A 22,805-nucleotide genomic window follows, 5' to 3' on the forward strand; every position below is an offset into this window, starting at 1 on the left:
CCCTTTTGTCCAGGAGATGCACGTGTACCCCAAAGCCCCGCCCTTCCCCGCAGCAGACGACCAGGCCGCAGCACCCGAGCAGGCCGCGCTCGCCGCATCCGCCCCCATCGTGCCCTCGCCGAACTTCCCGGCGATCGAGACAGAGGTGCTCGCGTACTGGGCGGCCGACGGCACCTTCCAGGCGTCGATCGACAACCGGGCGGATGCGCCGGAGTGGGTCTTCTACGACGGCCCGCCCTTCGCGAACGGCGTGCCGCACTACGGGCACCTCCTCACCGGTTACGCGAAGGACCTGTTCCCGCGCTTCCAGACCATGCGCGGCAAGCTCGTGCACCGCCGCTTCGGCTGGGACACCCACGGCCTCCCCGCCGAGCTCGAGGCCGAACGGCAGCTCGGAATCACCGACAAGGCCGACATCGAGAAGCTCGGCATCGCCGCCTTCAACAAGGTCGCCCGCGACTCCGTGCTCAAGTACACCGACGACTGGCAGCGCTACGTCAACCGCCAGGCCCGCTGGGTCGACTTCGAGAACGACTACAAGACCCTCGACATCACCTTCATGGAATCCGTGATCTGGGCGTTCAAGACCCTGCACGACAAGGGCCTCGCCTACGAGGGCTACCGGGTGCTTCCGTACTGCTGGCGCGACCAGACGCCGCTCTCCAACCACGAGCTCGGCATGGATGCCGACGTCTACAAGATGCGCCAGGACCAGACCGTCACCGTGACGTTCCCGCTCGTGGGCACGAAGGCGGAAGCCCTCGGCCTCACCGCGGTGCGCGCCCTCGCGTGGACGACGACCCCCTGGACCCTGCCGACCAACCTCGCCCTCGCCGTCGGGCCGGACATCGTCTACGCCGTCGTCCCGGCCGGTCCGAACGGCACGCCAGACGCGACCGTGCTCCGCGAGGAGTCGGTCACCGGCAGCGACGACGCCCGCGTGGACGTGTCCGTCCTCGGCGCCGAGTACCTGATCGCGATCGACCTCGTCGGCAACTACGCCAAGGACCTCGGCTACGACACGCCTGAGGAGGCCTCCGCGGCCGTTGCGCGCACGGTCACGGGACGCGAACTCGAGGGTGTCGCATACGACCGTCTCTTCGACTACTACGCCGACGCATCCGTCTGGAACACCCAGAAGGCCTGGACGATCCTGCTCGCCGACTACGTCACGACCGCAGACGGCACCGGCATCGTGCACCAGGCGCCCGCGTACGGCGAAGAGGACCAGAAGGCCTGCGAGGCCGCCGGTATCCCCGTGATCATCTCCCTCGACGAGGGCGGCAAGTTCCTCTCCGACGTGCCGGAGGTCGCCGGCCTGCTGTGGTCAGACGCGAACAAGCCGCTCACCCAGATGCTCAAGGCCGAGGGCCGGCTGCTGCGCCAGGCCAGCTACGAGCACTCGTACCCGCACTGCTGGCGCTGCCGCAACCCGCTGATCTACAAGGCGGTGTCGAGCTGGTTCGTGCGCGTCACCGAGTTCCGCGACCGCATGGTCGAACTCAACCAGGACGTCACCTGGGTGCCGGAGAACGTCAAGGACGGCCAGTTCGGCAAGTGGATCGGCAACGCCCGCGACTGGTCGATCAGCCGCAACCGGTACTGGGGCTCGCCGATCCCGGTCTGGAAGAGCGACGACCCGAACTACCCCCGCACGGATGTCTACGGCTCGCTCGACGAGCTCGAAGCCGACTTCGGGGTGCGCCCGACCGACCTGCACCGCCCGTACATCGACGAGCTCACCCGGCCGAACCCGGACGACCCCACCGGGGCTTCCACGATGCGCCGGATCACCGACGTGCTCGACGTCTGGTTCGACTCCGGGTCGATGCCGTTCGCGGCCGTGCACTACCCCTTCGAGAACCGCGACTGGTTCGACACCCACAACCCCGCCGACTTCATCGTCGAGTACATCGGCCAGACCCGCGGCTGGTTCTACCTGCTGCACGTGCTCTCGACCGCTCTCTTCGACCGGCCGGCGTTCACCAACGTCGTGAGCCACGGCATCGTGCTCGGCAACGACGGCCAGAAGATGTCGAAGTCGCTGCGCAACTACCCCGACGTCTTCGAGGTCTTCGACCGCGATGGAAGCGACGCGATGCGCTGGTTCCTGATGAGCTCATCCGTACTGCGCGGCGGCAACCTCATCGTCACGGAGGAGGGCATCCGGGAGGCCACCCGCCAGGTGATGCTGCCGCTCTGGAGCACCTGGTACTTCTTCTCGCTCTACGCCAACGCCTCGGGGAGAACGGCTACGACGCCGTCTGGCGCACCGACTCGACCGACGTGCTCGACCGGTACCTGCTCGCGAAGACCCGCGACCTCATCGTCGACGTCACGAGCGACCTCGAGGCGCTCGACTCGACCCAGGCGACCGCCCGGCTCCGCGACTTCGCCGACGTGCTGACCAACTGGTACGTGCGGCGCTCCCGGGACCGCTTCTGGACCGGCGCCGTCGCCGGCGGTACGGCCACGGAAGCCTTCGACACCCTGTACACCGTGCTCGAGACGGTCTGCCGGGTCGCCGCGCCGCTTCTGCCGCTCGTCACCGAGCGGATCTGGCAGGGATTGACCGCTGGCCGCAGCGTGCACCTGACGGACTGGCCGGACGCCGGCCTCTTCCCGTCGGACCACGGGCTCGTCACCGCGATGGACCAGATCCGCACGATCAGCTCCACCGTGCTCTCGCTGCGCAAGCAGGCGGGCCTGCGCGTGCGGCTGCCGCTCGCGCAGCTCACCGTCGTCACGACCGGAACGGCGGCACTCGCCCCGTTCGAGGCGATCCTGCGCGACGAGCTCAACGTGAAGAGCGTGAACCTCGTCGAACTCGCCGAGGACAGCGCGGCGAACTACGGCATCACCTCCCGGCTCACCGTCAACGCCCGCGCGGCCGGGCCCCGGCTCGGCAAGCAGGTGCAGGCCGCGATCAAGGCCGCGCGCAGCGGCGACTGGAGCGAAACCGACGGGATCGTGACCGCAGGCGGCATCGCGCTCGAGGCCGGCGAATACGAACTCGTGCTGCAGGCTGGCACAGGGGCGAGCAACGCCGACGCGGCATCCGCGGCCGTCGAGCAGACCGGACCCGCCCTCGCGCTGCTCCAGGGCGGCGGCTTCGTGCTGCTCGACACCGTGACCACGCCGGAGCTCGAGGCCGAGGGCTTCGCCCGCGACCTGATCCGCGCCGTGCAGGACACCCGCAAGTCGGCCGGATTCTTCGTCGCGGACCGGATCCGCCTCGACCTCGTCTTCTTCGACCAGGCCGACCTCGACACCCTGCGCCTCGCGCCGGGAGTCGACGTGGCCGCGGAAACGCTCACCGTGCGCTTCGCCGCGCACGCCCCGACCGAGGTCGACCCGGCCATCCTCGCGGGCACGGTGCCCTCCGAGTGGCTGGAACAGCTCGCGGGGGCCCCCGTCGAGCACTACGTGCGCTTCGAGGCCGGCCACTACGCCAACCGCGGGCCGGTGCTCGTCGCCGTCGCCCGAGAGAACGGAATCGTGAATGTCTGATTCGATGGACCAGAACCTGCCCGAAGACGACGAGTACCGCGACGCGGAGAGGCCGTCTTCGCAGCCCTCCTCGACCGGGTCGGCGAAGCCGCTCCACGACCGCGGCTCGCCCCGACCCGGCGGGTCGTCGAACTGCTCGGCGACCCGCAGGCCACCTACCCGGTGATCCACATCACGGGCACCAACGGGAAGACCAGCACGAGCCGGATCACCGAGAGCATCCTGCGCGCGTACGGACTGCGCACCGGCATGATGACGAGCCCGCACCTGGTCCGCCTCAACGAACGGATCGTGATCGACGGGGAACCGATCAGCGACCGCGCCCTCGCCGCGAACTGGGAGGACATCCAGCCGTACCTCGCGATGGTGGACGCCGAGCTCGGTGCGAAGAACGAGGAGCCGCTCACTTTCTTCGAAGCCCTCACCGTGCTCGCCTTCGCCTGCTTCGCGGACGCTCCCGTCGATGTCGCCGTGATCGAGGTCGGCATGGGCGGCGAATGGGACTCCACGAACGTGGCCGACGGCCTCGTCGCCGTCGTCACCCCGGTCGCGCTCGATCACACCAAGCGGCTCGGAAGCACCGTCGCGGAGATCGCCCGCACCAAGGCAGGGATCATCAAGCCTGCGGCATCCGTCATCAGCGCCCGGCAGGCCGAGACCGTGCAGGCCGAACTGGAACGCGCCGTCGAACTGACCGAATCGACCCTCGCGAGCGAGGGGAAGAGTTCGCCCTGCTCGACAGCCAGGTCGGCGTCGGCGGGCAGCTCATCACGGTGCGCGGCCTCGCCGCGACATACCCCGACCTGTTCCTGCCGATGTACGGCACCCACCAGGCGCACAACGCTGCCGTCGCGATCGCCGCCGTCGAGTCCTTCCTCGGCGCGGGCACCCGCCCGCTCGACCACGACATCCTCACGGAGGGGCTCGCGACCGCGACCTCACCCGGGCGGCTGCAGCTGATCGGCATCGAACCGACCGTGCTCGTGGATGCCGCGCACAACCCGCACGGGGCCGGCGCCCTCGCCGAGGCACTCGGCACCTACTTCCACTTCGATGAGGTCGTCGCCGTGATCGGGATCCTCGCCGACAAGGACGCAGCGGGCATCGTCGCGGCGCTCGCTCCCGTCGTGACCCGGTTCCACGTCACCCAGTCCCAGTCCGACCGGGCGATCCCCGTCGACGACCTCGCCGACATCGTCGCGGCCGGAACGGACGAGGATGCCGTCAGCCGCTTCGACGACGTCGCCGACGCCCTCGACGCCGCGAGGACCTGGGCCGCAGACGCCCCACGTCGCGGCGTGATCGTCACCGGTTCGATCACCCTGGTCGGCGAGGCCCTGTCGCTCGCCGTAGCCAGGGAGTGGCTCAAGAAATGACCGACGCCCCGCGTTCGCGGCGGAACCGTTCTGTGCGCGAGTCGCTCGCGTCGATCGTGCTCGGCTTCGAGACGATCATCGTGTTCCTCGCGGCGCTGCTGCTCTTCGGGCTCGGCTCGCTGCCGGCCTGGCTCGCCCTCGGCGGGGAGCACTGCTCTGCCTCGTCATGGTCGCGACGATCGGCCTGCTCCGCTACAACTGGTCATACGCGATCGGCTGGATCGTCCAGGCCATCATCGTCCTGACCGGGTTCGTCAACCCGGCCATGTTCATCGTCGGCGCACTGTTCACCGGCATGTGGGCATACTGCATGGTCACCGGCTCGAGACTAGACAACAACAAGGAGAACTCATGAGTACCCCGGTCCAAGAAACCCTCGTCCTGGTGAAGCCCGACGGCGTCGCACGCAACCTCTCCGGAGAGATCCTGCGACGCATCGAGCAGAAGGGATACTCCCTCGTCGACATCAAGCTCGTGCAGGCCGACCGTTCGCTTCTCGCCGAGCACTACGCGGAGCACGCGGGCAAGCCCTTCTTCGAGCCCCTCGTCGAGTTCATGGAGAGCGGGCCGATCCTCGCGATCCGCATCGCCGGCGAACGCGTCATCGAGGGCTTCCGCTCCCTCGCGGGCACGACCGATCCCACGACCGCAGCACCCGGCACGATCCGCGGCGACCTCGGCCGCGACTGGGGTTCCAAGGTCCAGCAGAACCTCGTGCACGGTTCAGACTCGCCAGAGTCCGCGTCCCGCGAACTGGCGCTCTGGTTCGACTAGAACCGCAGCCCCGTCGCGCCGAGTGTCGCCGTCCCCGCCGAAACCAGGCGGAGGAACGGCGACACTCTGCGGTTAAGGCGACGGTCGGCATCCGCCCGGCTGGAGGCGGTGCAGTGCTAGAGGCGGTGCAGGAAGTCCATCTTGAGCTGGGCGACCGTTGCGGCCACGAGGTAGCAGCCGATCGTGATGACGACGATCCACGAGGAGGCGCCGGCGGCGAAGCGCCGCACCCCGGCCGGAACCGGGAGGGTGCCCGTCCTGAGGTTGTAGAGGGTCACGGCCAGGAACATCGGGATCGTGACGACCCAGGTCACCATGCACCACGGGCAGAGCACGTCGAGCACGAAGAAGCTCTGGCCCATCAGCCAGATCACGAAGACGAGCGCGAGCGCCACGCCGACGTTCAGTCCGATCCAGAACCAGCGGGCGAACCGGGCGCCAGCGAGGATCGCGGCGCCGATCGTGATGACGACCGTCCAGGCGATGAGTCCGATCAACGGGTTCGGGAAACCGAACAGCGCACCCTGCCAGGAACCGAGGTTGGTGCTGCAGCCGACGAGCACGCTGAAGTTGCAGGAGAGCTGCGCCTGCGGATCCTCGAGGATGGCGATCTTGTCCAGGGTCAGCGCGAAGGCCGCCGCGAGGGCGATCGCACCCCCGATGATCATGAAGATGGCGAGCCCGGTGGGGCGCCTGGATTGCTCGGTCTGTTGCACCTCAGGATTATGTCATGCGCCTCGCACTCGATCCTGAACAATACATGCGATAATCAACACGGATGCTTGGGCCGCGCTCAAGCACAGCCAGAGAAGGCTTAATGGGCCGTAACAGCCCAGATTCATTGGTCCCACGACCAAAGGTATTAGCAGCCAGAGCCAAGAGCCGGTTGCGAACGAAGAGGATTCCCGAGGTGGACGCGCAAGCGTTTTTCTCGCACGAGAGAGTAGCCGGATGGGTGGCGCGGTCGCCCAAAACGGTCAAGGAGCGCACCAGTAATGGTGGAAGACAACGAAAACACCAAAAAACGCAAAGGTCTGTTCGGATCCCGCCGTCGGCGTGTAGCCGCCGCGGCGATCGCGCCAACGGAAGCACCGGCCACGGTACCCGGCGCCGCGACCGGCGCCGTGGAGGCACCGACAGCACCATTCCTCGAGGGGAGCCCGCACCCTGGGCGTCCACCGCGACGACCCCAGCCGAACAGGACACCACCGTGGACCAGCCGACTCCGCCCGTCGAACCCGCACAGCCGGTTCGCAGGCCCTCGACCTCTCTTCTTTTCCAGGCGCCGAACATCGTGCCGCTTCCGGCACGTGCCGGAGCCAGGCGCGACGATTCGCGTGCCTTCGACGATCGTCAGGACGGCAACCGCCCAGACGGGGATCGTCAGGACAGCCGCTCGGGCAACCGCCAGGACAACGGCGCGGAGAACCGTCACGACCGCAACCGCTCGGACAGCCGCTCGGACAACCGTCCCGACGGCCGCTCGGACCGCGATGAGTACCCGGACGAGACGTCGACCGTCCGCCGCCGCGCCCGCCGCAGGCCAGGCGACGAGAACCGCTCCGGTGCCGACGACCCCGCCAACACCGTCGTCCGGGTCCGCGTTCCGCGCGAACCCGAGCTCATCACCGAGCCGCAGCGGATCAAGGGCTCGACCCGCCTCGAGGCCAAGAAGCAGCGCCGCCGCGACGGCCGCGACGCCGGGCGTCGCCGTCCGGTCATCACGGAGGCCGAGTTCCTCGCCCGCCGTGAATCGGTCGACCGGGTCATGGTCGTGCGGGCCAAACACAACAAGATCCAGATCGGCGTCCTCGAGGACGGCGTACTCGTCGAGCACTACGTCGCCAAGAACCAGGACGCATCCCTGATCGGGAATGTGTACCTCGGCCGGGTACAGAACGTGCTCCCGAGCATGGAAGCCGCCTTCGTCGACATCGGACGCGGCCGCAACGCCGTGCTGTACTCCGGTGAGGTCGACTGGGAGGCCGCGGCGGAACATGCCGCCAACAGCAACCAGGCGCGTCGGATCGAGCTCGCGCTCAAGCCAGGCGACAAGGTGCTCGTCCAGGTCACGAAGGACCCGATCGGCCACAAGGGCGCCCGGCTCACGAGCCAGGTCTCGCTTCCCGGCCGGTACCTCGTCTACGTGCCGAACGGCTCGATGAACGGCATCAGCCGCAAGCTTCCGGACACCGAGCGTGCCCGCCTCAAGAAGATCCTCAAAGAGGTCCTGCCGGACAACACCGGCGTGATTGTGCGTACCGCCGCGGAAGGTGCCACCGACGAGCAGCTGACGCTCGACGTCAACCGCCTCACCGAGCAGTGGGCATCCATCTCCAAGCTCGTCGACACTGTCCAGGCCCCCGCGCTGCTGCACGGTGAGCCCGACCTGCTGATCAAGATCGTGCGCGACGTCTTCAACGAGGACTTCCAGAAGATGGTCATCTCCGGGGACGAAGCCCGCGAGACGATCCAGACCTACCTCGGCCAGGTCGCCCCCGACCTCGTCGACCGCGTCGAGCGTTACGAGGGCGAAAACGACGCCTTCGACGAGTACCGCATCTCCGAGCAGATCGAGAAGGCCCTCGACCGCAAGGTCTGGCTGCCCTCCGGCGGTTCCCTCGTGATCGACCGCACAGAGGCGATGACCGTCGTCGACGTCAACACGGGCAAGTTCGTCGGTTCCGGCGGCAACCTCGAGGAAACCGTCACGAAGAACAACCTCGAGGCCGCAGAGGAGATCGTGCGTCAGCTCCGGCTGCGCGACATCGGCGGCATCATCGTCGTCGACTTCATCGACATGGTCCTCGAGACCAACCGCGACCTCGTGCTGCGCCGCCTGCTCGAATGCCTGAGCCGCGACCGCACCAAGCACCAGGTCGCGGAGGTCACCTCGCTCGGGCTTGTGCAGATGACCCGCAAGAAGCTCGGACTGGGACTCCTCGAGTCGTTCAGCGAGAACTGCGAGGCCTGTGCGGGCCGCGGAGTCGTCATCCACCACGACCCCGTCACCAAGCACCGCCAGACCGCCCAGCCGCCCCAGGAACGCCGCCCGCGCAGCAAGTCGGGCAACTCAGGCAACGACAACGGCAACGGCAACGGCAACGGGAGCAACGGGAACGGCAACGGGAACGGCAACGGCGGCAACAACGGCCACCGCGGCGGTAACTCCGGCACCAACGGATCCGTGTCCGAGCAGGCGAAGGCCACATCGGGCACGCACGGGATCACCGAGGATGCCAAGCACGCACTCGCCCTGATCGCGGCCAGGACCATCCCGCGCGCCCTGACCGGGTCCATCCCGATCATCCACGTGCCGGATGCCCCCGCGTCCGTCCCCGTCTCCGCAGAGCAGGAGGTGCACGCGAACGAGTCCACAGCCCCGGTCGAGCCCACGGTCACGCCCGTCGCCGAGGCATCCGCCCCCGTGGAGGCGCCGAGCATCACCCAGGCCGTTGCCGCGGACCTGACGGAGGCCAACACCGGTTCCGTCGAGATCCTCGACATCCCGGTGCGGAAGTCGTCCCGCGCCCGTCGTACCGTGAGCAAGCAGGTCACCGACCAGCTGCTCGACTCGGTGCTCGAGTCGCTCCCTGAGCCCAAACAGCCCGGCCAGGGCCGCTCGCGCAGCCGCAGGGTCACGACGGCCGGCGGCTCGACGTCGAACGCGCAGCCCATCGTGCTGCCGGCACGGGAGACGCAGAACTAGTTCAGCACGAGCCCAGGGGCATCGGGGCCGTACGGCGGTCGACTTCGGTCGGCCGCCGTTTTCCGTACCCGCGACACGCCGAGACACGCCGCCGGGCCGCGGTGGGTTCAGCGTCCGGAGCGTTCGCGTCCGGACACGCGGAGCCCGCTCGCGCGCAAGCGCAGCACGAGCTCCCTGTTGCCCACCGGAAGCGCCCCAGCCGCCACGAGGGCCTCGTAGCGGTGCGCGGGCACGTCATAGTGGTCCAGGTCGAAACCCCGCAGGGGAATGCCGTTCGCCGCGGCGAAACCGTGCAATTCTTCGAGCGACACGTCGCTGACGAGGTGCGACCAGACCGTATCGTGCGCGGGCCATGTAGGCTGATCTATCAACACGGTCATCCCAAGATTGTATGTTCCCCGCAGCGTTGTGCCGGGGGAGCAGGCGATCCCCGGTCGATCCCAGCCCCAGTTTGACCGGGGCAGGTTGATCAGCTAAACTCGACTGTTGGTGTGCGTTGGGCCTGAGCCCGCGCTGACACCTAAGGTTTTCTGACAGAGACGGGCCGACTTGGGCCGTTTACGCAGTAACTTTCCATCATAGGAATCGGGGCCTCACGGCTCCCCAGAGATAGGTACGTAACGTGGTTTACGCAGTTGTGCGCGCCGGTGGGCGGCAGGAGAAGGTAGAGGTCGGGACCATCGTAACGATGGACCGAATCAAGGCTGACAAGGACGGCAACGTCGAGCTGGCCGCAGTGCTCCTCGTCGATGGCGACAAGATCACCTCTGACTCGAAGTCTTTGGCCAAAGTCACCGTGACCGCCGAGGTCCTCAACGACCTCCGCGGCCCGAAGATCGTCATCCAGAAGTTCAAGAACAAGACCGGTTACAAGAAGCGTCAGGGGCACCGTCAGGAGCTCACTCGCGTTCAGGTCACCGGCATCGCCTAGGCCCGAGGAGCAGAACAAATGGCACACAAAAAAGGTGCGAGTTCCACTCGCAACGGTCGCGACTCCAACGCCCAGCGCCTCGGCGTGAAGCGCTTCGGTGGTCAGGTTGTCGGAGCGGGCGAGATCATCGTCCGCCAGCGCGGCACCCACTTCCACCCCGGCGTGAACGTCGGCCGCGGTGGCGACGACACGCTGTTCGCCCTCGAGGCCGGCTCGGTCGAGTTCGGCGCGAAGGGTGGCCGCAAGGTCGTCAACATCGTGGTGGCTGCCGCGTAGGCATCCACAATCTGTAAGCGTGAGGGCGGGCTTCGGCTCGCCCTCTGCTTGTTTTACGCCACCTGAAAGGGGCACCCCCATGGCCACATTCGTTGACCAGGTCACGCTGCACCTGCGCGCGGGCAACGGCGGCAACGGCTGTGTGTCCGTCAAGCGGGAGAAGTTCAAGCCCCTGGCCGGCCCCGACGGCGGCAACGGCGGAAACGGCGGCGACATCGTGCTCGTCGCCGATCCCCAGGTGACCACGCTCCTCGGCTTCCACCGGTCCCCGCACCGCAGCTCCGTCAACGGCGGTCCCGGCATGGGCGACCACCGCGCCGGTTTCAGCAGCGAGATCATGGAACTCTCCGTACCCCTCGGCACCGTCGTCAAGGACGTCGACGGCAACGAACTCGCCGACATGACCGAACCGGGTTTCCGGATCGTCGTGGCCCCCGGCGGCCAGGGCGGGCTCGGCAACGCCGCACTCGCCTCCTCGAAGCGCAAGGCCCCCGGTTTCGCACTCCTCGGCACCTACGGCTGGGAAGGCGATGTCCAGCTCGAGCTCAAGACCGTTGCGGACGTCGCCTTCGTCGGCTATCCCTCCGCAGGCAAGTCCAGCCTGATCGCGGCCATGTCCGCCGCGAGGCCCAAGATCGCCGACTACCCCTTCACGACCCTGTTCCCGAACCTGGGCGTCGTCGACGCCGGCGAGGTGCGCTACACGGTGGCAGACGTTCCCGGCCTGATCGAGGGCGCGAGCGAGGGCAAGGGCCTCGGCCTCGAATTCCTGCGCCACGTCGAACGCTGCACAGCTCTCCTGCACATCCTCGACTGCGCGACCCTCGACCCCGACCGCGACCCGCTCAGCGACCTCGACGTGATCCTCGGAGAACTCGGCGCCTACCCGGTTCCCGAAGGCCAGAAACCCCTCCTCGACCGTCCCCAGCTGGTCGCGCTCAACAAGATCGACGTTCCAGAGGCCCGCGAACTCGCGGACTTCGTCAAGGCAGACCTCGAAGCCCGCGGCTACCGCGTCTTCGAGATCTCCACCGTCAGCCACGAGGGCCTCCGCCAGCTGAACTATGCCCTCGCCGAACTCGTCGAAGCAGGCCGCATCGAGTCCGCCGCCGCACTCGCGGCCAAGCCGCGCATCATCATCCGTCCCAAGGCCGTCGACGACAGCGGTTTCGTCGTCAAGGTCGAGGGCGGCTCGTTCGGCAACATCTACCGCATCATCGGCACCAAGCCCGAGCGCTGGGTGCAGCAGACCGACTTCACCAACGACGAGGCCGTCGGCTTCCTCGCCGACCGCCTGGCCAAGCTCGGCATCGAGAACGAACTCTTCAAGGCGGGAGCCGTCGCCGGCTCGACCGTGATCATCGGCGCAGGCAACGGTGTCGTCTTCGACTGGGAGCCCACTCTCACGTCGACGGCGGAGCTCATCACGGCCCCCCGCGGCACCGACACCCGCCTCGACGACTCGAAGCGTCGCACGAGCAGCGAGCGCCGGGAAGAGTACTTCGGCCGGATGGACGCCAAGGCGGCCGCCCGTGCCGAGCTCATCCGCGAGCGCGACGCCGGAATGTGGACCTCTGGCGAGGTCGAGTACAACGGCGAGAGCGCCCCAGCAGGCTCGGAAAGCAGCCAGGAAGACTCCGAGTGAGCGTCCTCGGGCGGGACGACATCAAGACGGCGGCACGCATCGTCGTGAAGGTCGGGTCATCCTCGATCAGCGGAGCGAACGTGTCGCAGATCTCCCCGCTCGTCGACGCCCTCGCCGAGGCGCACGCCCGCGGCGCCGAGATCGTCCTGGTCTCCTCCGGTGCGATCGCGACCGGGATGCCGTACCTCAACCTCGAGGAACGGCCCACCGACCTCGCAACCCAGCAGGCCGCGGCCTCCGTCGGCCAGAACCTCCTGATCTTCCGCTACCAGGACAGTCTCCGTCGCTACTCGATCATCGCCGGGCAGGTGCTGCTCACCGCCGGCGACCTCGAGAACCCGTCACACCGGTCCAATGCGCGCCGCGCGATGAACCGGCTGCTCGGGCTGCGGATCCTCCCGATCGTGAACGAGAACGACACCGTCGCCACCCACGAGATCCGCTTCGGCGACAACGACAGGCTCGCGGCCCTCGTCGCGACCCTGATCGGAGCCGACCTCCTCGTGCTGCTGAGCGACGTCGACGCCCTCTACACCCGCCCGCCGCATCTCCCAGGGGCGGAACGCATCCCGCACATCGCGGCAGGCGACCGGCTTCCCGGCGTGGAATTCGGCGCGAGCTCCTCCGGTGTCGGCACCGGTGGGGCCGGTACGAAGGTGTCAGCGGCCCGGATTGCAGCGGAAGCAGGAACGGCCGTGCTGGTTACCTCGACAGGGCTCGTCGCCCAGGCCCTGCGCGGCGACTACGTCGGCACCTGGTTCGAACCGACTCCCCGGCTGTAACCTGTCCGGTCCTGGCCCCGCGGGGGTGGGAAACGTGCCGTAAACTACCGGCATGCTGCAGTCACCCGTCGACTCCCTCCGGCTCACCCTGACCCTCGATGCGGCGCGCAGGGCCTCGATCGTCCTCGCGTCCACTCCGACCTCGCAGAAGAACAGGGCGCTCACCGCGATCGCGGACTCCCTGCGCAGGAACACGGCAGACATCCTCGCGGCGAACCGTGACGACCTCGCCGCCGGCGCCGCAAACGGACTCAGTACCGGTCTCCTCGACCGGCTCACCCTCGATGAGGCCCGCGTGGCCGGCCTCGCGGACGCCGTGCTCCAGATTGCGCTCCTGACCGACCCCGTCGGCGAGGTCGTCCGCGGCAGCAGCCTGCCCAACGGTGTGAAGATCAGCCAGGTGCGGGTGCCCTTCGGCGTCGTCGGCGTCATCTACGAGGCGCGGCCCAACGTGACCGTCGATATCGCGGCGCTCGCGCTCAAGAGCGGCAACGCCGTCGTCCTCCGCGGCGGATCCGCCGCCGAGAACACCAACCGGGTCCTGGTCGCCCTCCTCCAGTCGGCCATCGACTCCGTCGGCCTGCCGGGGGACGTGGTGCAGACCATCGATCCCTTCGGGCGCGAGGGCGCGACCGAACTCATGCAGGCCCGCGGCCAGGTCGACGTGCTCATTCCGCGCGGAAGCGCCGGCCTGATCAATGCCGTCGTCACCCAGTCGAAGGTCCCGGTCATCGAGACCGGTGCCGGCGTCGTGCACATCTTCCTCGACGAGAGCGCCAACCGGGATTGGGCCGTCGAGATCGTGCACAACTCGAAGGTGCAGCGCCCGAGCGTCTGCAACGCCGTCGAGACCCTCCTCGTCCACGAGGGCGCCGCTGACCGTCTCCTGCCTGCCGTCCTCGGTCGTCTCGCCGCCTCCGGGGTCACCATCCACGGCGACGCCCGCGTCCAGGCGCTCTTCCCGGACGCCGTCCCCGCAACCGAATTCGACTGGGAGACGGAATACATGAGCCTCGACCTCGCGGTCGCGGTCGTTCCCGGCCTCGATGGGGCGCTCGCGCACATCCGCCGGTATTCGACGGGCCACACCGAGTCGATCATCACGAACGACATCGTCAACTCCGAACGGTTCCTGAACGAAGTGGATTCCGCGGCCGTCATGGTCAACGCATCGACCCGGTTCACCGATGGCGGCGAATTCGGCTTCGGTGCCGAGGTGGGCATCTCCACCCAGAAACTGCACGCCCGAGGCCCGATGGGACTCCAGGAACTCACGAGCACGAAGTGGATCGTGCGCGGCAGCGGACAGGTGCGGGCCTAGTCCGAACGGCCCCACTAGAATGGTGCGGTACTGCACGTCACGCGTGCCGTCCCGCAGAAAAGGAGTGTATATGCCGACGTTCGTCTACGGCCTGATTGCCCTGGTCACCTTCGGCGCCCTCGGCGGGGTCGTCTGGTCCTACCGCGATGTCGCCAACCGCCACGCCGAAAAGGCGCGCGCATACGCCGCAGCGCACGGCCGCGTCGACGAGCACTAGGGACACCGTCTCCGTGACTGAGCGCCGCCCCCGCATCGGCGTCATGGGCGGCACCTTCGATCCCATCCACCACGGCCACCTCGTCGCCGCGAGTGAGGTGGCGCAGAGCTTCCACCTCGACGAGGTCGTCTTCGTGCCGACCGGGCAGCCGTGGCAGAAGAGCGACGTGACCGAAACCGAACACCGCTACCTGATGACCGTGATCGCGACGGCGTCGAACCCCCGTTTCACCGTGAGCCGCGTCGACATCGACAGGGTCGGCCCGACGTACACGATCGACACCCTGCGCGACCTGCACGCCCAGCGCCCTGATGCCGAACTGTTCTTCATCACCGGTGCCGACGCCATCCGCCAGATCCTGAGCTGGAAAGACGTGCAGGAACTCTGGGACCTCGCCCATTTCGTCGCTGTGAGTCGACCGGGACATGAGCTCACCATTTCGGGATTGCCGAACCAGGACGTAAGCTTGCTTGAAGTTCCGGCATTGTCGATATCGTCCACCGACTGCCGTGCACGCGTGAACCGGGGTTTCCCGGTCTGGTATCTGGTTCCCGACGGGGTCGTCCAGTACATCTCAAAGCATCATCTGTATCGGAGTGTGGCATGACGTTGGGTATCAACCCACCGCCACTGACGCGTCGTCAAGCGCGCGAGTTGGCAAACGGGCACCAGCCCGACGCGCCCTCCGCTGCGCAGAAACACTCCCCGCACCACACGCAGCCCGCGCAACCGGTCACCCCGGCGGCCCCGTCAGCGGATGCCCCCACTGTCGAGCCCGAGTCTCTTCTGGTCCTGCCGTCGACCGGTGGACCCGCGGCCGAATCCGGACCCGTTATCCTCGCTGAGCTCGTTCCCGAAGCCGAAGCTGAAGCCGAAGCTGAAACCCCGGCGGCGCCGGAATCCGGCGCAACGACCGACGCCGTCGAGACTCCCGGTGAAACCAGCGCCGGGACTGCCGCGGACGTTCCGGTCCGCGAGCACACCCTGACCCGGCGCGAACTCCGCGCCTTGCAAGCCGCCGAAGCGCCTCCGGCCGAGGATTCCCTGCTCGCGGCCGTCGCGACGCTCACCGCATCCCGACCCCTCACTACGCCAGCTTCCCCGCCGAGGAGCAGGACAATGTCCGCCCGCAGGGTCGCCCGGTCGAGCCGGAACCCATCGCCTTCATGGTCGACGTCGCGCCGAGCCCCTCGGCGAGACCCGTCCCGGCTCCCTGCACCCTCCTGTCGGGCACTGGTCGCTCGACCGCGGCGAAGAGAACGACCTGCTGCCCGGGTTCGAGACGCTCGCCCCGTTCGACCAGCTGGTGAACCAGGGCGTGAGCGCCGGCGGCATCCCGACCACGACGAACGCGCTGATCCTTCCCTCGATCCCGCACCAGGGCAACTCCTCTGGTCCGCTGACGAGTACCGGTGAAATCATGATCACGGGCTCGATCGACCTGCCACGCAGCCTCGGCGAAACCGGGGTGCACCCCAACGTCTACGACTCCTCCGAGATGGACCGCATGCTCGACCAGCTCGACGAGGGCGGCCACCGCAACGGGATCGTCCCGGTGAGCGCCAGTCGCGCCGTCAGCACCCACGCGTCGACCCGAGGCGTCATGGCCCCGCCGAAACAGCGCGGACTCACGCTTCCCACCGTTCTCACCGTCACCGTCGGCGTGCTCGCCGTCGGCGTGCTGGCCCTGTTCGCGGTCGGCTACTTCCTCCACATCTTTTAATGCCATTTCACTCGCTTTCACTAACACAGGGATTCATTCGATGACCGCTTCTGCCCACGCTCTCGAGCTCCTCAAGCTGGCCGCCGCCGCCGCAGACTCGAAAGCGGGGAGGACCTCGTCGCGATCGACGTTTCCAGCCCTCTCCCACTGACCGACATCTTCCTCATCGTCACCGGCCGCTCCGAGCGCAACGTCGTCGCCATCGCCGGCGAGATCGAAGACCAGCTCACCGCAGCCGGTCACAAGCCGCTGCGCCGCGAAGGCCGCGCTGAGGGTCGCTGGGTTCTCGTCGACTTCGGCGACCTCGTCGTGCACGTCTTCCACGAGGAGGAGCGCGTGTACTATTCCCTCGAGCGACTCTGGAAGGACTGCCCCGTCATCCCGATCGAACTGCCCGTCCACAAGGTCCAGGACTGACAGTGGTCACAACAGGCTTCCGCATGTAGTAGCCTAGAGAAGTTGTTTCGGGGGAAAACCTGAAACATGATCTGGGTCCGTGGCGCAGCTGGTAGCGCACCTGCATGGCATGCAGGGGGTCAGGGGTTCGAATCCCCTCGGATCCACCAAGACATGAAAAGCCCCGACTTCGGTCGGGGCTTTTCCTGTATCAGAGCTGCTTCCAGCACGATGTCAGCTCGGAATATTCAGCTCGGAATATTCAGTCCCGGATATCCAGCACGGAGTGTGCTCCGCTGTCGGTGTCGATCGGGGCGAACCGGGGAACCGCCTGTCCGTCGATGTTGACGGACTCCAGGAACATCACCAGGGGACGCACCCACAGGCCACGATCGCCGTAAAGCGCCGTGTAGACGACGAGCTCCTCCTCGGTCTCCGAGTGCCGGGCGACGCCGATCACGTCGTACAGATTGCCCTTGTAGTGCCGGTGCCGCCCTGGCGTTATTCCTGTCATTTTCGCTCCCGCTTTCCGAACCCAGTATCCGGCATAGGCGCAGCGAGCGAGCGGGCGAACCCACCCGGCCGGGAGCGGGTGTAGGTAAGCCTGCCCTAACTTCAGCTAGGCTGAGGGTGAGCGCTCCGCAGTCGGCGGGGAGGCCCGACGACGCCGAGGAGAACGTGAAGTGAGAGTGTCCAGCCGGGTTGACGGATCGCCTGCGGCCACCGCACCTCCCCTGTCGAACCCCTGCGGCCTGGAGGCGCTGCCGATCGGAGTGCCTGCCCGCATCATCGATGTGGGAGACCACGGTACGGCCCCGTACGCCGGTCGCCTCGGTGACCTCGGCTTCGTCGCCGGCGCCAGGATCGAGCTCCTCCGCCGGGCGCCGCTCGGAGACCCTGCCGTGTACCGGGTCCGCGGCTACGACATCTGCCTCCGACTCGCGCAGGCCCGCGGCATCCGCGTGACAACGACTCTGTGACGGACGCATCGAGCGGGCCGGACTGCCACGGCGGACCGACCGGCGGCACCGTCGTCACCGGCGCCCCGCGCACGGCGCTCGTCGGCAGCCCGAACGCCGGCAAGACGAGCATCTTCAACGCCCTCACAGGACTCCGGGCGAAGACCGGCAACTATCCCGGCGTCACCGTCGGCCGGTCCGTCGGCGTCTTCCGCTCGGGCGGCCAGGATTTCGTCGTCGAGGACCTGCCAGGCACCTATGGCCTCGAGCCGGTGAGTCCGGACGAGCAGATCGTCACCGACCTGCTCCAGGGCCGGCTCACCGGGGTCGAATCGCCCGACGCCCTGGTCGTCGTGATCGACGCGACGACGCTCTGGCGGTCACTGCGGCTCGTGTCGCAGGTCCTGCGCCTGCACCGGCCGGTGTGCATCGCCGTGACCCTCACCGACGAACTCATCACCCGCGGCGGGCGCCTCGACATCGCCGGGCTCGAACGGGCCCTCGGCGTGCCGGTGGTCCGGGTGATCGGCAACCGGCGCATCGGCATCCCCGAACTCCGCATGAAGATCGCCGGCTGGCGGAACTGGGCGGTGCCCGTGCTCGATCCACCGACAGACCCGGCCGAGCTCGAGGCCTGGACCGAATCCATCCTTTTGGCGAGCGAGTACCGCCCGGCGCAGCCCGACAAGACCACCCAGCGGATCGACGCGGTGCTGCTGCACCCGGTGTGGGGCACCGCGATCTTCATCGCGGTCATGGTCACCTTCTTCCAGATCATCTTCTCCTTCGCAGCACCCCTGCAGGGACTCGTGGAGACGTTCTTCGGCTGGCTCGCCGGACTGGTCGACGTCTTCGTGCCGGTGCCCTGGCTCGCGGGCCTGCTCGGTGACGCGATCATCGGAGGGGTGGGCGCCGTCGTCGTCTTCATCCCGCAGATCATGCTGATGTTCCTGCTGATCTCCCTGCTCGAGGGCGTCGGCTACATGTGCCGGGCCGCGTTCCTGATGGACCGCATCATGTCGCGGGCGGGGCTCGAGGGCCGGGCGTTCGTCGCGCTGATGAGTTCCTTCGCGTGCGCGGTCCCCGGGATCATGGCGACCCGCACGCTGCCGTCGGCCAAGGACCGCATCGCGACGATGATGGGCGCGCCCCTGATGACCTGCTCGGCACGGCTGCCGGTCTACATCCTCCTGATCGGGATGCTCGTCAGCCCGGAGTCCCGCATCGGCCCGCTGCAGACCCAGGGCGTCATCATGTTCTGCCTCTACTTTCTCGGGGCGGTGTCTGCCATGCTCGCGGCCTGGATCGTGAAGACCGTGCAGGACCGGAACGGCCTCCTGATGCCGTTCTACATGGAGATGCCGCCGTATCGCGTCCCGACGCTGCGGTCCATCTGCCTCACGATGTGGGATTCGTCCCGGGCCTTCCTGCGCAAGTGCGGAACGATCGTCATGCTCACGACGATCGTGCTGTGGCTCCTCCTGAACTTCCCGTTGCACTCGACCGCAGAACTGACGGCATCCGGTGTCGACGTCACGGATGAGGGCGCGGTGACGTCCTTCGTGATGGACCACAGTGCGGCGGCCTCGATCGGCCGTGCCGTCGAACCGGTCTTCGCGCCGCTCGGCTTCGACTGGCGCGTCAACATCGGCGTCGTCGCCTCCCTCTCCGCGCGGGAGACCTTCGTGGCAACGCTCGGCCAGATCGCCGCAGCCGACGACCCGGACAACCCGTCCGCTGCCCTCTCCGCCATGACGTACACCGACGGCGCCCATGCCGGCGACCGGGTCTTCACGGCCCCGACGATCGCCGCGCTTCTGGTCTTCTTCGTGTATGCGCTGCAGTGCATGTCCACGGTGAGCGTGATGAAGCGGGAAACCGGCACCTGGAAGTGGCCGGCCATCGCGTTCGGGTACATGTTCGTGCTGGCCTGGAGCTCGGCGTGGATCGTCCACGGCATCGTCGCACTCGCGACCGGGACGGCCTGAGATGATCCCGCTGCACCCGGAAGCCGTGCACGACCGCCCAGAGGCGCTCCGCTGGGTGATGCCGCCCGGTGCGCTCGGATTCACCGGTGCCGTCCGATCGGCACCGGGCGACCTCGGTCGCCTGCTCGACACCGGCGTGCTCACCGGGCTCACGGTCGGTGTCGGCTCCGTCACGACGTGCCTTTCCGCGACCTGCAGCTGGTCCTCGGAGGGCGCGGCGGTGCGGAGCGCGCTGCACGCCGCCCTCGAGAATCCCGCGGAGTGGGTTCCTGCCGTTGCGGGGACTCCCGGCACGCGCGACGCCGACCTCGCCGTGGCGGCCCGCACCGTGCTGTCCGGGCGCGTCGGCGACTTCATCCGCTCCCACGGCGGCGTCGTCGAGCTCGTCTCTGCACACGACGAGGTCGTCACGGTGCGCCTGACCGGCTCCTGCAGCGGATGTCCCGCCGTCGGGTTCACCCTGCACGCCCGCGTCGAGCGCGCCCTGCGCGACCTCCACCCCGGACTTCGCTCGCTCGTGGCGGTCTGAATCGCTCGTCCACCCGGTCGCCGGTGCGACTTTCGGCGATCCGCCACCCCTCCGGGATTCATTCCGACCGCGGAATGAATCGGCTTTCGGCCGTGCCCGTCTCGAACACGCCCTATTGCGATTCGCCGCACCGGACCATGATGGTGAACGATTCTGCAGTCCAGAGGAGGTGGGGGCGATGGTCCTGTTCAGTGACCGGGTGGATGCCGGCCGGCAGCTTGCCGAGCGGCTCGAGTACCTGCGGGGTACCGACACGATCGTGCTCGGCCTGCCCAGGGGAGGGGTGCCCGTCGCTGCGGAGGTCGCGAGGGTTCTCGCCGCGCCGCTCGACGTGATCGTGGTCCGAAAACTCGGCGTTCCCTTCCAGCCGGAACTCGCGATGGGAGCGATCGGCGAGGACGGCGTCAGGGAACTCAACCCGGACATCCTCTCGATGGCCAGCATCAGCGCGGACGAGCTCGCGACGGTCGAACGCCACGAACGGGCCATTCTCGACGCCCGCGTCGCGGAGCTGCGCAAGGGCAGGGAACGGGTCGACGTGCGCGGTCACACCGTCGTCATCGTCGACGACGGGATCGCGACGGGTGCGACGGCGCGCGCCGCCGGGGACGTCGCCCGGCTGCACGGCGCAACGCGGGTGATCCTGGCCGTCCCGGTGGCTTCGGCGGAAGCGCTGCTCGACCTCACGAGCTTCGACGAACTGGTCTGCGTGAACGTGCCGCGCCGCCTGGTGGCCGTCGGCAACCATTACATCGACTTCGCGGCCACAACCGACGACGAAGTGACCGCGCTGCTGGACGCCGCCGCCAGGCGGATCCGTTCCGGACGCCATGCCGGCGGATCCGGGCTCGACCGTGACGTGGAGATCCCGGTCGGCACGGTCGTCCTCGAGGGGCACCTGTACCTTCCCGAGAACGCCCCCGCGGTCGTCGTGTTCGCCCACGGCAGCGGGAGCAGCCGCCACAGCCCGCGCAACCAGTTCGTCGCCGACGTCCTGCACCGCGCCGGCCTCGGCACCCTGCTCCTCGACCTGCTCACGCCGGGGGAAGAATCAGACCGGGCCAACGTCTTCGACGTCGGGCTCCTCGCCGGGCGCCTGGCCGCGGCGACCGAGTGGCTCCTCGGCCGGCCGGACACCCGGTCCTGCCGGATCGGCTACTTCGGTGCGAGCACAGGTGCCGGCGCCGCGCTCTGGGCCGCTGCCGACGCCGACGAACGGCTCGCGGCCATCGTCAGCCGCGGCGGCCGTCCCGACCTCGCGGGGGACCGGCTCCCCGAGGTCACGGCCCCGACGCTCCTGATCGTCGGCGGCGCAGACCCGGGCGTGCTCGACCTCAATCGCCGGGCCAGGACCCGGATGCGCTGTCGCAACCGGCTCGCGGTCGTCGAGGGTGCGACCCACCTCTTCGAGGAACCCGGAGCCCTCGCCACCGCGGCGAACCTCGCGTGCGACTGGTTCGTGTCCTACCTGTTGGCCGGGGCCGAGACCGGAGAATCCGGCGAGGCTGCCGGGCTGGTCGGCGTTGCGGAGGGTGACGACGCCACCGAGGTGCGCGCCCAACCGGAGTCGGACGTCCAGTACTGATCTCCTCGCCCCTGATCCCGTTGCCCGGAATTCGCCCCGGTCTTCCGGCGGCGGCGATAATGGTGCTGTGCCGAACCCCCGTGACCCCCGCGCCGATCCGCACGCGCAACGCCCGGAACACTGCCCGTGCCTGAGCGGCGAGCGCTGTTCGGCGTGCTGCGGCCCGCTGCACGCCGGGGTCAGTTCCGCACCGACGGCTGAGCGCCTGATGCGATCGCGCTACTCCGCCTTCGCCGTCGGCGACGTGGACTACCTGCTCGACTCGTGGCATCCGAGCACCCGACCCGCGCACTTCGAACTCGACGACACCCTCCACTGGACACGTCTCGATATCGAACGCACCGAAAAGGGCGGACCATTCGACTCGACCGGTGTGGTCGAATTCACCGCATACTGCCGCCAGGGTGGTGTGCGGAGCGCCCAACACGAGGTGAGCCGCTTCACCCGCGTCGCCCAGCGCTGGTACTACGTCGACGCCGAGGTCTGACCCGACCCGTGCCCCGACCGGGCGCGGGAGGGCCCGGTCATGAGTCGCGCGGAGGGAGCTCCTGGAGCGTCCAGGCGTTTCCGTCCGGATCGGCGAAGGTCACGAAGCGACCCCAGGGCTGCTCATCGACGGGCGTGGCGTCGACACCGTGGTCTCGCAAATGCCGCCAGGCCTCGTCCGCGTCCGGCACGACGACCTGCACCCCACGCTGGGAGCCCGGTGCCATATCGGTGATCCCGGTGCCGAATGCGATCGAGCACGCGGAACCGGGCGGGGTCAGCTGCACGAAACGAAGCGTGTCGCTGACCTGGGAATCGAAGTCGGCATGGAAGCCGACCTGATCGACGTAGAAGGATTTCGCCCGGTCGACGTCGGTCACGGGAACGAAGATGAGCTCGATCTTCCAGTCCATGCTTTCTCCATTCGTGGGGGGCGTGCGACGCGACGTGGCGATGAACGACGGATGCTGACACGATAATGCGATCCGGGCGGAATACCAGCGTGGTGCCGGAGGTTCGGGTAGTGGATGCATTTGCATAGACATGTGCAGGGATGCGCGGCAGGACCAGACCCGGCAACACCACGACCGGCAACAGA

General features: G+C 68.1%; 20 protein-coding genes, 1 tRNA gene and 3 pseudogenes. 20 read left to right on the plus strand and 4 right to left on the minus strand.

The genetic code is table 11. From position 1 onward, the window contains the following. Nucleotides 1-16: 16 nt before the first annotated feature. The 4 genes and pseudogenes from ileS to ndk all read left to right on the plus strand — a co-directional run bounded on the left by ileS (nt 17) and on the right by ndk (nt 5,660). A pseudogene (gene ileS, locus RGU41_RS05395) lies at nt 17-3,510 on the plus strand (isoleucine--tRNA ligase). Between the two features lie 39 nt (nt 3,511-3,549). Continuing rightward, nucleotides 3,550-4,886: pseudogene (locus RGU41_RS05400) on the plus strand (bifunctional folylpolyglutamate synthase/dihydrofolate synthase); the annotation flags it as partial. Between the two features lie 166 nt (nt 4,887-5,052). After that, nucleotides 5,053-5,241 carry a DUF4233 domain-containing protein gene (locus RGU41_RS05405; protein ID WP_322135742.1) on the plus strand — a complete coding sequence of 63 codons (189 nt, stop codon included), beginning with the start codon at nt 5,053-5,055 and terminating at the stop codon, nt 5,239-5,241. Then, on the plus strand, nt 5,238-5,660 hold the full coding sequence (gene ndk, locus RGU41_RS05410; protein ID WP_134447922.1) for a nucleoside-diphosphate kinase: 423 nt from the start codon (nt 5,238-5,240) through the stop codon (nt 5,658-5,660). The genes RGU41_RS05405 and ndk overlap by 4 nt, the downstream gene beginning before the upstream one ends. 116 nt (nt 5,661-5,776) lie before the next feature. Here the strand turns inward: ndk and RGU41_RS05415 are convergent, their stop codons facing one another. After that, a complete protein-coding gene (locus tag RGU41_RS05415) occupies nt 5,777-6,376 on the minus strand; it encodes a vitamin K epoxide reductase family protein (RefSeq protein WP_241985049.1) in 600 nt (199 codons plus the stop codon). Between the two features lie 101 nt (nt 6,377-6,477). On the opposite strand from RGU41_RS05415, the gene RGU41_RS05420 reads away from it, so the two are divergent. Beyond that, nucleotides 6,478-9,369 (plus strand): Rne/Rng family ribonuclease, encoded by a 2,892-nt coding sequence (locus RGU41_RS05420; protein ID WP_416173139.1) that lies wholly within the window; start codon nt 6,478-6,480, stop codon nt 9,367-9,369. A gap of 107 nt (nt 9,370-9,476) precedes the next feature. Here the strand turns inward: RGU41_RS05420 and RGU41_RS05425 are convergent, their stop codons facing one another. Beyond that, on the minus strand, nt 9,477-9,749 hold the full coding sequence (locus RGU41_RS05425; protein WP_134447926.1) for a DUF4031 domain-containing protein: 273 nt from the start codon (nt 9,747-9,749) through the stop codon (nt 9,477-9,479). Nucleotides 9,750-9,991: 242 nt separating this feature from the next. On the opposite strand from RGU41_RS05425, the gene rplU reads away from it, so the two are divergent. The 10 genes and pseudogenes from rplU to RGU41_RS05475 all read left to right on the plus strand — a co-directional run bounded on the left by rplU (nt 9,992) and on the right by RGU41_RS05475 (nt 16,830). After that, the gene (gene rplU, locus RGU41_RS05430; RefSeq protein ID WP_134447928.1) at nt 9,992-10,300 is read left to right on the plus strand and encodes a 50S ribosomal protein L21; all 309 of its coding nucleotides are present in this window, start codon (nt 9,992-9,994) and stop codon (nt 10,298-10,300) included. Between the two features lie 18 nt (nt 10,301-10,318). Beyond that, the gene (gene rpmA / locus RGU41_RS05435; RefSeq protein ID WP_066595878.1) at nt 10,319-10,576 is read left to right on the plus strand and encodes a 50S ribosomal protein L27; all 258 of its coding nucleotides are present in this window, start codon (nt 10,319-10,321) and stop codon (nt 10,574-10,576) included. A 79-nt stretch (nt 10,577-10,655) separates the two neighbouring features. After that, on the plus strand, nt 10,656-12,221 hold the full coding sequence (gene obgE, locus RGU41_RS05440) for a GTPase ObgE (RefSeq protein WP_134447930.1): 1,566 nt from the start codon (nt 10,656-10,658) through the stop codon (nt 12,219-12,221). Then, nucleotides 12,218-13,003, plus strand: coding sequence for a glutamate 5-kinase (gene proB, locus RGU41_RS05445; RefSeq protein ID WP_134447932.1), 786 nt, complete (start codon nt 12,218-12,220; stop codon nt 13,001-13,003). Before obgE ends, proB begins: the two co-directional genes overlap by 4 nt. A 52-nt stretch (nt 13,004-13,055) precedes the next feature. Beyond that, nucleotides 13,056-14,324: a glutamate-5-semialdehyde dehydrogenase gene (locus tag RGU41_RS05450; RefSeq protein WP_134447934.1), complete on the plus strand. Its 1,269-nt coding sequence runs from the start codon at nt 13,056-13,058 to the stop codon at nt 14,322-14,324. A gap of 70 nt (nt 14,325-14,394) precedes the next feature. Next, nucleotides 14,395-14,541, plus strand: a complete 147-nt coding sequence (locus RGU41_RS05455; protein WP_241975425.1) for a hypothetical protein — start codon at nt 14,395-14,397, stop codon at nt 14,539-14,541. A 13-nt stretch (nt 14,542-14,554) separates the two neighbouring features. Continuing rightward, the gene (nadD, locus tag RGU41_RS05460; RefSeq protein ID WP_255454114.1) at nt 14,555-15,148 is read left to right on the plus strand and encodes a nicotinate-nucleotide adenylyltransferase; all 594 of its coding nucleotides are present in this window, start codon (nt 14,555-14,557) and stop codon (nt 15,146-15,148) included. A 699-nt stretch (nt 15,149-15,847) separates the two neighbouring features. After that, nucleotides 15,848-16,264, plus strand: a complete 417-nt coding sequence (locus tag RGU41_RS05465; RefSeq protein ID WP_322135744.1) for a hypothetical protein — start codon at nt 15,848-15,850, stop codon at nt 16,262-16,264. Nucleotides 16,265-16,304: 40 nt separating this feature from the next. Beyond that, nucleotides 16,305-16,681: pseudogene (rsfS, locus tag RGU41_RS05470) on the plus strand (ribosome silencing factor). A gap of 73 nt (nt 16,682-16,754) precedes the next feature. Continuing rightward, nucleotides 16,755-16,830: transfer RNA gene (locus RGU41_RS05475), tRNA-Ala, on the plus strand. Nucleotides 16,831-16,922: 92 nt separating this feature from the next. Here RGU41_RS05475 and RGU41_RS05480 read toward each other — a convergent pair. Then, entirely contained in the window at nt 16,923-17,174 is a 252-nt protein-coding gene (locus RGU41_RS05480; protein ID WP_322135745.1) for a DUF1653 domain-containing protein, read from the minus strand. 169 nt (nt 17,175-17,343) lie between these two features. Between RGU41_RS05480 and RGU41_RS05485 the strand changes: the two genes are divergently transcribed. The 5 genes from RGU41_RS05485 (at nt 17,344) to RGU41_RS05505 (ending at nt 22,208) form a co-directional block, all read left to right on the plus strand. Continuing rightward, nucleotides 17,344-17,640 (plus strand): FeoA family protein, encoded by a 297-nt coding sequence (locus tag RGU41_RS05485; RefSeq protein WP_322135746.1) that lies wholly within the window; start codon nt 17,344-17,346, stop codon nt 17,638-17,640. Beyond that, nucleotides 17,637-19,607: a ferrous iron transporter B gene (gene feoB, locus RGU41_RS05490; RefSeq protein ID WP_134561184.1), complete on the plus strand. Its 1,971-nt coding sequence runs from the start codon at nt 17,637-17,639 to the stop codon at nt 19,605-19,607. The genes RGU41_RS05485 and feoB overlap by 4 nt, the downstream gene beginning before the upstream one ends. Nucleotide 19,608: 1 nt before the next feature. Further along, a complete protein-coding gene (locus RGU41_RS05495) occupies nt 19,609-20,136 on the plus strand; it encodes a NifU family protein (RefSeq protein WP_322135747.1) in 528 nt (175 codons plus the stop codon). Nucleotides 20,137-20,314: 178 nt separating this feature from the next. Then, nucleotides 20,315-21,721 (plus strand): phosphoribosyltransferase family protein, encoded by a 1,407-nt coding sequence (locus RGU41_RS05500; protein ID WP_134447950.1) that lies wholly within the window; start codon nt 20,315-20,317, stop codon nt 21,719-21,721. A 67-nt stretch (nt 21,722-21,788) separates the two neighbouring features. Continuing rightward, nucleotides 21,789-22,208: a YchJ family protein gene (locus RGU41_RS05505; protein ID WP_322135748.1), complete on the plus strand. Its 420-nt coding sequence runs from the start codon at nt 21,789-21,791 to the stop codon at nt 22,206-22,208. Between the two features lie 37 nt (nt 22,209-22,245). On the opposite strand, the gene RGU41_RS05510 is transcribed toward RGU41_RS05505, so the two are convergent. Continuing rightward, a complete protein-coding gene (locus RGU41_RS05510) occupies nt 22,246-22,620 on the minus strand; it encodes a glyoxalase superfamily protein (protein ID WP_134447954.1) in 375 nt (124 codons plus the stop codon). Nucleotides 22,621-22,805: the final 185 nt, after the last annotated feature.

The sequence above is a fragment of the Cryobacterium sp. 10C3 genome (assembly GCF_034314285.1).
In the GTDB taxonomy this organism is placed as follows: Bacteria; Actinomycetota; Actinomycetes; order Actinomycetales; family Microbacteriaceae; genus Cryobacterium; species Cryobacterium glucosi.

Excerpts from the sequence above, each read along its gene's own strand:
- obgE (WP_134447930.1), top strand. The coding sequence starts at position 10,656 with ATGGCCACATTCGTTGACCAGGTCACGCTGCACCTGCGCGCGGGCAAC.
- RGU41_RS05455 (WP_241975425.1), top strand. The coding sequence starts at position 14,395 with ATGCCGACGTTCGTCTACGGCCTGATTGCCCTGGTCACCTTCGGCGCC.
- RGU41_RS05425 (WP_134447926.1), bottom strand. The coding sequence starts at position 9,749 with ATGACCGTGTTGATAGATCAGCCTACATGGCCCGCGCACGATACGGTC.
- ndk (WP_134447922.1), top strand. The coding sequence starts at position 5,238 with ATGAGTACCCCGGTCCAAGAAACCCTCGTCCTGGTGAAGCCCGACGGC.
- RGU41_RS05500 (WP_134447950.1), top strand. The coding sequence starts at position 20,315 with ATGGTCCTGTTCAGTGACCGGGTGGATGCCGGCCGGCAGCTTGCCGAG.
- RGU41_RS05480 (WP_322135745.1), bottom strand. The coding sequence starts at position 17,174 with ATGACAGGAATAACGCCAGGGCGGCACCGGCACTACAAGGGCAATCTG.
- RGU41_RS05420 (WP_416173139.1), top strand. The coding sequence starts at position 6,478 with ATGGGCCGTAACAGCCCAGATTCATTGGTCCCACGACCAAAGGTATTA.
- RGU41_RS05405 (WP_322135742.1), top strand. The coding sequence starts at position 5,053 with ATGGTCGCGACGATCGGCCTGCTCCGCTACAACTGGTCATACGCGATC.
- RGU41_RS05510 (WP_134447954.1), bottom strand. The coding sequence starts at position 22,620 with ATGGACTGGAAGATCGAGCTCATCTTCGTTCCCGTGACCGACGTCGAC.
- RGU41_RS05495 (WP_322135747.1), top strand. The coding sequence starts at position 19,609 with ATGATCCCGCTGCACCCGGAAGCCGTGCACGACCGCCCAGAGGCGCTC.
- RGU41_RS05450 (WP_134447934.1), top strand. The coding sequence starts at position 13,056 with ATGCTGCAGTCACCCGTCGACTCCCTCCGGCTCACCCTGACCCTCGAT.
- rpmA (WP_066595878.1), top strand. The coding sequence starts at position 10,319 with ATGGCACACAAAAAAGGTGCGAGTTCCACTCGCAACGGTCGCGACTCC.